Genomic DNA, 12380 nt, shown 5'->3' with positions numbered 1-12380 from the left:
TTTTTTCATCGATCAGAAGAGTACAGCGTTCAAGGATAAGCAAAAATCATGATTTCAGTTCGCAGCATTTTTTAACAACAGTTGGCGATACAATACCTCGAACAAAAATTCAAAGGCTTCCAGATGACGTTTGGCTTCAAAGGCGTCCTTGCCCCAGGCATAAATGCCGTGATTGCGCAGCAGAATGCCCGGAACGTTGGCATCCAGCACGCCGGGCACCAGCTCCGCAATGGATGGAATATGCGCATGGTTAGGCAAAATCGGCACGCGTACTTCCGCATTTTCTTCCCAGATGTTAAATGCTTTGATCAACTCGATGCCTTGAATCGGCACTTGGCCCTGCGCCCCGAAAAATTCGCTGATGAGGTTGTTGAACACGGTATGCACATGAAATACGGCGCCGCAACCCGTCAGGCGATAAATTTCGCAATGAATGAGCGTTTCGGCACTCGGTTTAAGCTCGGTCGCTTCAATCGCTTTGCCGTGTTTGTCCACGAACAGGAAATCCTCCGGTGTGCGCAGGGATTTGTCTTTACCCGAAGCAGTTACCGCGAAGTAAAATTGCTCGGGGTCGAATTCGCCCACGCGCATCGAAAGGTTGCCGCTCGTTCCGGGGAACCAATTGCGGCTGGCGAACAGTGCCTTGATATCCGCGAGTTCCTCAAGCACCCGGCGTTTCTGTTCGGTCGTTATTTTCTCAAAGCCCATCTTTACAGCACTCCTTGTGTTTGCTTCTGTTTCATGTCTTCCATAATATCGTGGAACGTGGTGAACGGGACATGATCGACCCCAAGTTCGATGCACTTGTCCGTCAAAATGGAGCGGGAGTAGACCAGATCGGCGATTTTGGCGCCTTCGAAGTCGGTCAGGCTGTCCCCGATCAGAATGCGGTTATATTGGTCGGCTGCATAGGAGCGAATGACGGTCGTTTTGCACATGCCGCAACCATTTTCGCATGGAGGCTGACAGGGATGCGGCCATTCGATTCGGATGCGATCGCCCGAGAAATCCGCGCCGTTGCAGTATACATGATCCTGCGGAATATCAAATGGCGCAAGCAGAGGTTCAATGAAAAAATCCATGCCGCCGCTCGTTACGTTAAATTCGATGCCTTCATTGCGCACGTATGCCAGAAAGTCGCCGAACCCTTCACGAATGCCCGCTTGTCCAAGCACGAATTCGACGATTTCGTCTTTTTGCGAAGATGGCAGCAGGGCAAACATGGCACCTACGCCCTCACGCAGCGAAATTCGTTGCTCGACCGTATCTTTCATGATCGGTGCGATGCCTTCGGGGTTAAAATGTTTCATGATGGCGACGATATTGTCCGAAAGGGTGATCGTGCCATCAAAATCGCAAAAAATCACCGTTTTTTTGTCGCTTCTCATCGGCCTGCACCCCACAAATCAAGTGCGGTCTTCAATTCGGGATGCTCTGCGGCGTATTCGGTCAACGTGATGGAACGTCCTGCAGCCTCGATGGCCTGCAAAAAGGCTCGTCCTCCCGCTTCCGTGCCCATCGGGTGACCATGGATGCCGCCTCCGGCGTTGACGATGACATCGGTCCCGAAGTCGTTCAGGATGAGTGGAACCAGTCCCGGATGGATCCCGGCGGAAGGCACAGGCATGCTGGCGCGCACGGGCAATTCCGGGCTGAGCAGCTGTTCGGTAATGGCCATGTTTTCCTCTTTGGGCATCGTTACGGAGCCATAAGGGGATGGGAATAATACCAAGTCCGCTCCGGCCAGGCGCATCAGTTGCCCAAGCAGCACGGAAGCAGATATGCCATAATGCGGCGAAGGATACACTGCCCCGGCCAGAGCCGGATGGGCCATGATCGGTACGTTAATGTCAGGATCGCTGCTCAGCTCATGCAGCACGTCATAGCCGTAAGAGAGAACGTTAAAAAGCAATGCGTTTGCGCCGGCATGAATAGCCCGCTCGGCTTGCTGCTTCAGCCTGAACGTGGGTCCAGTCAAATTGGCGGCATAGAGCAGCTTTTTGCCGGTTTCCCGGCTCGCCTGCTCGGCAGCCTTCATGCAGACCTCGACTCTTTTCTCGATTGGCGTGAGCGGATTTTCGAACAAAATTTCGTCGTCCTTGATCAGATCGACGCCGCCGAGCGCTTGACGCAGAAACTGCTCGCGCAGTTCATCCGCGTTCAGTCCGATGACGGATTTGAAAATGCTCATCAAGAGCGGACGGTCATGCACGCCAAGCAGGTCACGCACGCCGTTTAATCCGAATTTTGGGCCCGGAAATGCCCGCAGGAAGTTGTCGGAGAACCCGAGACGCGTCAGCTTGATACGTCCATCCATCGAGATTTTGCCAAAGACCGTGACGAGCAAAGCCGGAATATCCCGGCTGAAATTGACGTCGGGGTACCCGATCGTGATGTCGGCATAACGCTCGCCAGGCGCCATGCCTTCGGCTTCATGAACGTGTACCTGAAGTACTTCGCCAAGATGTTTTTGCATTTCCTCGCGTTTGGCTTGAGGCAGCTCGGTCCAGCTTCCGACGGTCATGCCAACCGCGATCGATTCCGCTTTTTTGCGAAAATCGGCACGATCATCATGCAGACGATACGTGGCCGTACACATGTTACTCATTTCAAATCCCCTTCCAAAGCAGCCCCCATCTCCCGTGAGCGCTCTGCGCAGCGGTTCACGGCTGCAATTACATTTTCGAAAAAGTCGCCTTCATCCAGCGTTTTGAGCGCGGCTTGCGTCGCTCCGCCAGGAGAGGTCACGTCGCTGCGAAGCTTCATCGGTTCCATGCCGGTCTGCTGCACCATGCGGGCTGCGCCGAGCACGGTCTGAACGGTCAGGTCATGCGATTGCTGACTGGACAGTCCTCCGCGAATGCCCGCGGCGATCATGGCTTCCATCAAATAGTATACATAAGCCGGGCCGCTTCCGGAAATGCCGGTAAGGACCTCAAGTTTTTCTTCCGGAACAATCGTTACGATGCCTACGGCTTCAAACATGGTCATGACCGTGCTGCGCTGATCGTCCGTAATTTCCGCCGAGAACGCAATGCCGGTAGCCCCGAGTCCAATGGTGCTGGACGTGTTCGGCATGGTCCGGGCGATGGGTTGCTTCCGTCCAAGGATGCTTTGCATGGTGCGGATGGACAATCCGGCAATCACGGAAACAATCAGCTGATCCGGCTTCAGGATCGGGCCTAATTCACGCAAAGCCGCTGCTGCATCCTTCGGTTTCATGGCAAGCACGATGACAGGAGAATCCGCAAGGATATCCAAAGACTCCGATGCCGTTCCCGTATGCACCGCGTATTTGGCGCTCAGTTCTTCCTGGCGCTTTTTGTTGCTGCGGTTGAGCATCGTAATGTCTCTAGGCCGAACGACCAGGCGGGAAGTCAGTCCCCGGACGATGGCTTCCGCCATCGCGCCCGCGCCATGGAAAGTAATCTTTTGTTGCAGCAGTGTTTGTTGTTCTTGACTCATGGTTTATCGTTCCTCCTAGTCAGCTATCAGCTGTGTATTATTGCCGAATTTGGCCGTTTCCGGTAATGCGGTATTTCGTGGATGTCAGGGCAGGCAGGCCCATTGGACCGCGTGCGTGAAGTTTCTGGGTGCTGATGCCGATCTCGGCGCCATATCCGAATTCGAAACCATCCGTAAAGCGCGTGGACGCATTGTGGTACACGGCGGCAGCATCCACGTCTTGCAGAAACCGGGCCGCATGATCCGCGTTTTCGGTCACGATGCATTCGGAGTGCTTGGTGCCGTACTTCGCGATGTGACGAAGCGCTTCATCCAGGCTGTCCACGACACGAATATTCAAAATGTAATCATTATACTCGGTAGCGTAGTCCTCTTCCGTCGCTTCAAGTGCATCGGGCACCAGGCGGCGTACCGTTTCGCATCCTTTCATCGTTACGCTGGCTTCACGGAATTGTTCAGCCATTGCATTCAGATGCTGTTCGGCATAAGCGGAATGCAGCAGCAGGGTTTCCATGGAATTGCAGACAGACGGACGCTGCGCTTTCGCGTTCAAGGCGATCTCTGCAGCCATTTCAGGATTTGCCGTTTCATCGACATAGGTGTGACAGATGCCAGCACCGGTTTCGATGACGGGCACGGTGGCGTTGTTGACCACGTTGCGGATCAGGGAAGCTCCTCCGCGAGGGATGATGCAATCCAGCAGGCCGTTCAGCTTCAGCATTTCATCCACCGATGCGCGATCCGCATCTTCGACAAGCTGCAGCGCGTCCGGCGGCAGATCCGTCGCCGCCAGCGCCTTCGTCAGCACCTCAACGATCCGGCGGTTGGACGAAAGGGCGGAGGAGCCGCCGCGCAGCAGCACGGCATTCCCCGTTTTCAAGCACAATCCCGCCGCATCGACGGTCACGTTTGGACGAGCTTCGTAGATGATGCCGATCAGGCCGATCGGTACACGCAGCTTCTCGATGTGAAGGCCGTTTGGACGGGTGAACGATTCGAGGATTTCGCCGACAGGGTCAGGCAGGCCGACAATCTGGCGCAGGCCATCCGCGATGCCTTCGATGCGGCTTTTGTTCAGGGCAAGCCGGTCAAGCATGGATTCAGGCGTGCCTTGTTGTTTGCCGCGCTCCAGATCCTCCGCGTTTGCGGCAATGATGGAATCGGATTCGGCGATCAATGCGTCGGCCATGGCAAGCAGGGCCGTATTTTTTTGTTCCGTGGTCAGACGGTTGAGCTGCGTCAAGGCCGCTTGGGCTTTCGTTGCTTTTTCTCTTACTTCACTCATGATCAGTTCCCCCTTAATAGTAGTTCAATATAAGTTGCACCAATGATTTTTACACGGGACCGCTACGTAGTCAGAACCATCTTCCGATCGCTGTTATCTCCGGAATTTTTGGATCCCCTTTTTCATGGGGAAATCCGGTGATAAGCCTATGCTTCCGCTGCAGCTTTCTTTCAGAAAGCTTTTTAGAACGCTTCGCTTCTCCAGATTTTTTCTGCCCACTCCGTTATCGTATAAATGGTTGGTTCAACTGGATCTCATTTATTTTAATGTAATCCACTCGTCCCGATGAATCACTTCGAGGCGATGGATGCTGTTCAGCCGTTGGATCACTTCGCCGCTCGGCAGGCCGGCAATGAGGCGAAGCTGATCGTCGTCGTAGTTGACGATGCCCCGGCCGAGCAGCGTATCGTCAGGGCCGACGACCTCGACGACGTCTCCGGCATGGAACGAACCGAGCACACGCTTCACGCCGACCGGCAGCAGGCTATGGCCGCCATGCACCAGCGCTTCTTCGGCGCCTGCATCTACGACGACGGTGCCCAGAGGGGTGGACATGAAGCCGAGCCATTGCTTTTTGCGGGAGAGAGCCCCGAGTCGTGTTTCGAAATACGTTCCTTTACCCGTCCCGTTTACCGCATCCTGCATGTCGCCGGGTTCTTTGACGCTGCCTACGAAGACGGGAACGCCTCCGCGCGTGGCCACTTTGGCAGCATCCACCTTCGAACGCATGCCGCCTGTGCCAACGGATGATCCGGAGCCGCCTGCATATGCATAAATTTCCTCGGTAATCTCGCTGATGCGGTCATAGCGATAGGCGTTCGGATCTTTGCGCGGGTCAGCCGTGTAGAGGCCGTTGGTGTCCGTGATGATCACAAGATGCTGTGCTTTAACGAGATTGGCCACGAGTGCGGACAACAGGTCATTGTCGCCGAATTTGAGCTCGTCCACGGAGACGGTGTCATTTTCGTTAAAAATGGGCAAAACCCGCTGTTTGAGCAGCTCTTCCACGGTCATGCCCGCATTGCCCATTCGTTTGCGGCTGTGGAAGTCGGTACGGGTCAGCAAAATTTGCGCCGGGGTGACGCGGTGCGCCGCCAAAGCCTGCTGGTATGCCTGCATGAGCAGCGCCTGTCCGACAGCGGCGGCAGCCTGTTTCTCATGCAAAAGCTTCGGGCGCTGGGCATAGCCGATTTCGCGGAATCCGGCAGCGACCGCCCCGGAAGTCACCAGCAGCACTTCATGGCCTTGTTCCATAAGGGCGGCGATTTCTCGGGCAAAGAACGCGATGGCATCGCGGTTTAGTCCACCTTCATCCGATGTAAGGGAACTGCTGCCGATTTTAACGACAATACGTGAGGACATGCTTTCACTTCCTTAGACTGAATTGAATGCGTTGATTTCAGGCGATGGGCCCGGAACGAAAACGCTGATATAACAAAAAAACTCCCGACCCTTTGAATTCAAAAGGACGAAAGTTATCTTCCGCGGTACCACCTTTGTTGATGATGTTCCCATCATCCGGCTCGAGCCTTGTAACAGAAGGCACTGTCCTGCTTTCACAGGCCGTTCGGGGGTAGGATTCCAAAAGAAACCGCGGCAAATTTTTTCAGCCCGGCGAAATTTGCTCTCTGGGCGCGGTTTGTTCTTTTGTACTGGTCCCGTCATTACGTTTCATTTCATATGGATAAATGACAATTATCACAGTCATCACGATAAGGCAGACGTTTTTAATAACATACCACGGAAACTTGACAGATGCAAAGGGTACCGAGGCCTGTTTTGCTTATCGGAACAGGCCCAGTCTGCCGATTCGTTCAACCGCTTCGCATAACCGTGCTTCATCGCTGAGCAGTCCTGCCCGGACATAACCTTCGCCATGCTCGCCGAATCCGATACCTGGGGCGACGGCGACTTTGGCTTCCTTCAACAACAGGTCTGCGAAGGAGGCGGAGGTGAACCCTTCCGGAACAGGCAGCCAGGAGAAGAAGGAACCCCCGGGTTTGGACGCATGCCATCCGATGGAAGCGAGGGCATCGAAAAACGCGTTGCGCCGGGATTCATATCTGGCCACCAGATCGGTTACGCATTGCTGCGAGGAAGTCAGTGCCGCTGCAGCCGCTGCCTGGATGCCGCCAAACAGGCTGACGTAAATGTGATCCTGCAGCAGGTTGATTGTGGAGATGATCTCTGCATTGCCAAGCGCAAATCCGACCCGCCAACCGGCCATGTTGTACGTTTTGGACAACGTATAAAATTCGATACCGACTTCTTTGGCGCCTGGAGCTTGAAGGAAACTCACAGGTCGATGGCCATCGAACCCGATGGCCCCATACGCGAAATCGCTGGCAACGACGATTTGATTTTCCCTTGCAAACTTGACCGTATCTTCGTAAAAGGAGAGCGGTGCCGTTGCCGAAGTCGGATTGTTCGGATAGTTCAGGTACATAAGTTTGGCCTGCATGCGGTCCCCGGGGGAAATGGCCTCGTAATCGGGCAGAAATGCATTGGACTCCAGCAGCGGCATGAAGGACATGGGGGCTTTGGCCAGCGCAACGCCAGACCAGTAATCCGGATAACCCGGGTCAGGGACCAGGCAGACGTCCCCGGGATTCAGCAAAATTTGCGGCAGTTGAACAAGCCCGGTTTTGCCTCCGAACAAAATGGCAACTTCCGTTTCGGGGTCCAGATCCACCTTGTAATCTTCCTTATAACGCTGCGCGATGGCTTCCTTGAGGAAGGCGTAGCCGCTGAATGGGGAGTATTTGTGATAAAGCGGATTCTCTGCGGATTGCTGCAAAGTTTTGACGATATGGGAAGGGGTAGGCGTATCCGGATTGCCTTGCCCCAGGTTGATGACGTCATGCCCGTCGGCGATTTCCCGGTTTACGTTTTGCACAAGGGCAGCGAAAAATTGCGTCGGCAGCTGTCCCATGATATCGGCTGTAGGAATGGGGAAGGCAGAACGGCTTTGTATTTGCTCTTTTTGGCTCATGGTCAACATCACTCCGGTTCTTAGAATGGATCGTATCCCTTAATTTATCACGCCAATCCCGAGCTGTATAGAGGGGATAATGTATCATCTTTCTTTTCCGTACAGCATCGAAGCGGATTTGCACAAAATTCAAAGCTCAGCATTCAGGTTTGTCCATTGCTTTCGAGAATGCCATTATTTTATGATGATTTACGATAATGATAATCAATATCATTTAATTGAAGCGCATATTTATGGGGGGAAAGAAAAATGAAACAACAAGGCTTTCGCGCACTGAGCGCAACACTGATGATCGCGGCGTTATCCGCGCTGCTGGTTGCTTGCGGCAATCCGTCTTCCAATGGTTCAGGCGAAGGAGAAACAACGGCGGCCACGTCGAACGAGTCTCAGGCAACAACCGAAGCAGCCGGAAAAGAAGAGACTACTGCAGAAGCGGAAAACACAAGCGAGACCAGAATTTTTAAAGATTGGAGCGGTCATGAGGTAGAGGTTCCGACCCATCCGCAGCGTGTCATTTACCATGGCGAAGTTACGGGGGATCTGTTGGTCCTTGGCGTTGTTCCTGTAGGTATCCTCAAAAATGAAGGGACCGTGTTCGACGATCAAGTGGCTGAAGCGGAGGACGTCGGCTTTCCAATCAGCGTTGAAAAGTCGCTTGAGCTGAATCCCGACCTGATCATTTTCTCTAATGACGACGCAGCGCAGTATGACCGCATTTCAAAAGTTGCCCCGACCGTAACGTTTAATTCCTTCTGGCCGTTAGAGGAGAGAATTCGCTTTTTGGGCGATCTGTTGAACAAAAAGCAAGAGGCAGAGACCTGGCTGGCTGCCCATGCCAAAGCGACAGAGGACATGTGGAAGCAGCTGCGCGAGCACGGGCTTAACGAAGACGAAACCGCGTCGGTATTCACGATGTATCCGGGGAACCGATTGTTCGTGATGGCCGGTGCCGGATTGCCACAGCTGCTTTACGGAGAGGGCGGCATGAAACCGACTCCCGAGATTCAGAAGGTGTTGGACGAAGGGCTTGGTTTTATCGAGATTTCGCAGGAAAAATTGCCGGAAATCGCCGGAGACCGCATTTTCATTCTTAATGCTGTGGACCAGGAAGCGCAGCAATCGACGGAAGATTTGACCAAGAGCGAGGTATGGAACAACCTGCCCGCTGTGAAGGAGGGAAAGGTGTATCGCTTCGATATCGTCAAAGCATCGAGCGATGCCACTTCAAGAGAGTGGCTCTTAAAGGAGCTGCCGAAACAGATGCTTCAATAACAGACGTGTTAATCTGTATTGGAATAGAGGGCCTTCAACGTATTTTGTTGGACGGCTCTTTTTTCATTTCGAAACATGCGAATTTTACGCAGTCCTTCAGGTTCCTCTTCATGTATAGCTGTGTGAGCATATATGCTGGAATAATGACGGGTGCTGACGTATAATCAGAAGAAATAAATGGTTGATAACCATTCTCACTAGAAGATTCATGAGGTGAACGGCAATGCAAAAAATGAATGCAAACGGCGCTCCTTTATTTTTCGCGGCATTCCTGTTTCGATATCGTCATATCGAACGGTGCATCGAGCAATCCGGTCAAGTCATGCTTGAAGTGAGTTGTGACCGTCACACCCTCCTGTTCTGCGAGCAGGGAGAAGGCCGCATATATATTGGCCGAGAGTCTCATCCGTTTGTTTCAGGAAAAATCTATCCCTTGGCTCCGGGAGAAAACTATCAGCTGGAGCATGATCGCCCGAATGCCTTGAAATATATAGTGCTCCATTATGATGCTGTACATATGGTAACCGGTGATCCGGAACTGTACACACGTCCTCTTTTTGAAATGAGGGATCGGCTGAACGGATTTTCGCCGGCCCAGATCAGCGGCATGCTTGATTTGCTGCATTCGGGTCGACAGTATCGGACGGATGCGGAATATTGCCGACTGAACGTGCAATTTCATAAATTGATGGAACTGATCGTGACCCGGTACACGTTGCCCAAAACGGAACAAAGCCCGGAAGCCCGGGTACAAGGCACGATTCAATACGTGGACGAGCACTATGCGCAGGATATCAGCGTTCAAAAATTGGCCAGGCTTGCCAATCTGCGCCCCGCACAATTTACGGCATTGTTCAGGCAAATTACGGGCCGCAAGCCCCTTGAATACGTAAATTACGTACGCATTGAACAGGCCAAGGAATGGCTGGCGTTGTCCGATGAACCGCTGCGGGATATTGCAAGCCGGGTAGGTTTTCGGGATGAATATTATTTCAGCAGACGTTTCCGTAAGCACACCGGTTTGGCCCCCCGCCAATATGACAAATCCCTTCAACGGCAAACGCTTGTTCAGGATTGGGCAGGGCATGAATTGAACATTCCCCGGACCCCCGAGCGCATATTGTTTTACGGAGAGTCGGCAGGGGACCTGCTTGCGCTCGGCATTCCCGTCCTTGACCACGCATCGCACGACGCTTTGACGCCCCTCGATTTGGAGTGGACCGTACAGAAGCAGCCGGATTTGATTTTGTTCGACAGCAGCAACGAGCAGCTGTACCAGCGTCTTTCCCGCATTGCGCCTACGCTGATGTACAACTCCCATGCGGATTTGGAAGAACGTATGCGCAGAGTGGGCAGCTGGTTTGGCATGGGAGCGGAAGCAGAGGCGTGGCTGGGCGCTTACCATCGGAGATCGGAGGAGATGTGGGACAGCGTGCAGCCATGGATTCGGCCTGGGGAAACGGCATCGGTGCTGGTGCATCACCGGGGAGCTCGTTTGTTCGTCATGGGCAACATCGGACTGGCTCCATTTCTGTATCATCCAAAAGGATTTATTCCGGTGAGCAAGGTGCAGGATGCCATGTCCGCAGGCCGGGCATATAAGGAAATCTCAACGGAGTCGGTTAGCCAGTATGCCGGCGACCGCATCTTTGTCATGATGCCTGAGAGCGATACAGCGCGAATGGCGACGGAGCATTTGTTTGAAAGCGATGAATGGAAGGCGCTGCATGCGGTGAAAAGCGGGCAAGTATACAAACTGGAGGAGCGTGTTTGGAATATGGGAGATGCGCTGACGAGCTGCAGGCTGCAGTCCCTGCTGCCGGAGCTGCTGAACGGATTGGACGTGTCGGTCTAATCGCCCTGTTTGGCGCTTGACGCGATGGCCAGGCTTGTTCAAAAGGATGTTGCAGGCATTCCGGGAATCAAGCTATGATTACAAGTATTATGGTCGGAGGGGTGCTTGACATGACAGAACAACAACAGGCAGAAATGCGAGTGGCTTTGATTCAAGGCAATATCCAACTGGGGAACCCGGAAGCGAATCATGAACATATGCAAAGACGGCTCGAACAAGCGGTAGAGCAGTATCCAGATTTGGAGCTGGCCGTGCTGCCCGAGATGTGGAATACGGGCTACGCACTGGAGCAAATTCATGAACTGGCCGATCCGGAAGGAGAAAAGTCGAGAGCGTGGTTGTCGGCATTTGCGAAAAAACACCGCATTTCGATCGTGGGCGGCTCCATTGCCGAGAAACGGGGCGACCACATCTACAACGCGATGTATGCCTATAACAAAGAAGGGCAGGAGGTCCTTCGATATGACAAGCTGCATCTGTTTCGCCTGATGGATGAAGAAAAATATTTGCAGCCTGGCGCCGAACCGGAGCTGTTTGAATTGGAAGAGGGGCTGACGGCCGGTGCGTCCATCTGTTACGACATTCGTTTTCCCGAATTGGCCCGGACTCTTGCGCTGAATGGAGCAAAAGCATTGATTGTGCCTGCCGAGTGGCCTCATCCGAGATTGCATCACTGGCGCACGCTGCTGACTGCCCGCGCGATCGAGAACCAAATGTACGTGATTGCGTGCAACCGGGTAGGCAATGCAGGGGATACGTCCTTTTTCGGACATTCCCTCATTATCGACCCTTGGGGCGAAATTGTGGCCGAAGGCGGGGAAGAGGAAGAGATCGTGACCGGATTGATCCGGCCTTCGCTGGTGGATGAAGTGCGTGGGCGCATTCCTGTGTTCGAGGACCGCAGACCGGAAAAGTACTTTGGCAACTAAGAGTTCGAAACTTTGAAGACCAATCAGGTTAAAGCTTTGGGAGGATACCCAAATGTCCAATGTGCGATCACAAACCAAAGAAATTTTGCATCAAGCGTGCCATGACATGCGGGCTTGGACACAAAGAGATTGTGGGGCTGCTGCTTGAACGGGAGGTAGATTTTACCCAACCTGTCAGATTCAAAGGCAAGATGAGGTCATACGATGGAAGCCCGCTGGGTCGGGCAGTTGAAGTGGGAAATGACGAGATTGTCCGTATGATTCGGCAAGCCAACGGTGCATGAGAAAGCAACTGAGCTAGAAGATTGAAGAGAAGTGGGCGGAGCTAACGAACCCCAGCCACCTTATATGGTGGATTTCATGCTCCTTGACGGCTAACGAACTTTAGCCACCTTATTTGGCGCAAAAACAGCGGTGAGAGGGATGTTTTGCTTAAATAACGTGTGCTGAGTTCGTTAGCATTCTATATCCACGAAATTAGACTTCATATGGTGTCTCAGGTTCCTTACAGCTTCAGGAACATGTTGACGATACGCCTTTCAGTCGCTGTAGTGCCTCATTTGTTGCAAAATGGGCTGTAGT

General features: G+C 53.2%; 11 protein-coding genes and 1 other annotated feature. Of the genes, 4 read left to right on the top strand and 7 right to left on the bottom strand.

What is annotated here, in order from left to right:
* Positions 1–54: 54 nt before the first annotated feature.
* From RSX24_RS13760 to RSX24_RS13730, 7 genes are all read right to left on the bottom strand, one after another.
* Positions 55–708: a methylthioribulose 1-phosphate dehydratase gene (locus RSX24_RS13760; RefSeq protein WP_236419695.1), complete on the bottom strand. Its 654-nt coding sequence runs from the start codon at positions 706–708 to the stop codon at positions 55–57.
* A gap of 2 nt (positions 709–710) precedes the next feature.
* Positions 711–1388 carry a 2-hydroxy-3-keto-5-methylthiopentenyl-1-phosphate phosphatase gene (locus RSX24_RS13755; protein WP_339273191.1) on the bottom strand — a complete coding sequence of 226 codons (678 nt, stop codon included), beginning with the start codon at positions 1386–1388 and terminating at the stop codon, positions 711–713.
* A complete protein-coding gene (locus RSX24_RS13750; protein ID WP_343260942.1) occupies positions 1385–2608 on the bottom strand; it encodes a 2,3-diketo-5-methylthiopentyl-1-phosphate enolase in 1224 nt (407 codons plus the stop codon). The genes RSX24_RS13755 and RSX24_RS13750 overlap by 4 nt, the downstream gene beginning before the upstream one ends.
* Positions 2605–3465 (bottom strand): pyrroline-5-carboxylate reductase, encoded by an 861-nt coding sequence (proC, locus tag RSX24_RS13745; RefSeq protein WP_236419689.1) that lies wholly within the window; start codon positions 3463–3465, stop codon positions 2605–2607. Before proC ends, RSX24_RS13750 begins: the two co-directional genes overlap by 4 nt.
* A 37-nt stretch (positions 3466–3502) precedes the next feature.
* Entirely contained in the window at positions 3503–4750 is a 1248-nt protein-coding gene (locus RSX24_RS13740) for a glutamate-5-semialdehyde dehydrogenase (protein ID WP_236419687.1), read from the bottom strand.
* Between the two features lie 258 nt (positions 4751–5008).
* A complete protein-coding gene (gene proB / locus RSX24_RS13735) occupies positions 5009–6112 on the bottom strand; it encodes a glutamate 5-kinase (protein ID WP_236419685.1) in 1104 nt (367 codons plus the stop codon).
* 99 nt (positions 6113–6211) lie between these two features.
* Positions 6212–6424 (bottom strand) — a binding site (T-box leader).
* 109 nt (positions 6425–6533) lie between these two features.
* Entirely contained in the window at positions 6534–7742 is a 1209-nt protein-coding gene (locus RSX24_RS13730; protein WP_343260941.1) for a pyridoxal phosphate-dependent aminotransferase, read from the bottom strand.
* A gap of 249 nt (positions 7743–7991) precedes the next feature.
* On the opposite strand from RSX24_RS13730, the gene RSX24_RS13725 reads away from it, so the two are divergent.
* From RSX24_RS13725 to RSX24_RS13710, 4 genes are all read left to right on the top strand, one after another.
* Entirely contained in the window at positions 7992–9014 is a 1023-nt protein-coding gene (locus RSX24_RS13725) for an ABC transporter substrate-binding protein (RefSeq protein ID WP_343260940.1), read from the top strand.
* Positions 9015–9237: 223 nt separating this feature from the next.
* On the top strand, positions 9238–10869 hold the full coding sequence (locus RSX24_RS13720; RefSeq protein WP_343260939.1) for an ABC transporter substrate-binding protein: 1632 nt from the start codon (positions 9238–9240) through the stop codon (positions 10867–10869).
* A 110-nt stretch (positions 10870–10979) separates the two neighbouring features.
* Complete coding sequence (locus RSX24_RS13715) at positions 10980–11798, top strand: carbon-nitrogen family hydrolase (RefSeq protein ID WP_236419676.1); 819 nt, start codon at positions 10980–10982, stop codon at positions 11796–11798.
* 59 nt (positions 11799–11857) lie between these two features.
* The gene (locus RSX24_RS13710; protein ID WP_343260938.1) at positions 11858–12082 is read left to right on the top strand and encodes a hypothetical protein; all 225 of its coding nucleotides are present in this window, start codon (positions 11858–11860) and stop codon (positions 12080–12082) included.
* Positions 12083–12380 lie beyond the last annotated feature (298 nt).

This window comes from Paenibacillus hubeiensis, from assembly GCF_032334105.1.
GTDB lineage: Bacteria > Bacillota > Bacilli > Paenibacillales > Paenibacillaceae > Paenibacillus > Paenibacillus hubeiensis.
Note: the sequence above shows the minus strand (reverse complement) of the source record. Positions and strands in the feature narration are given on the sequence as shown.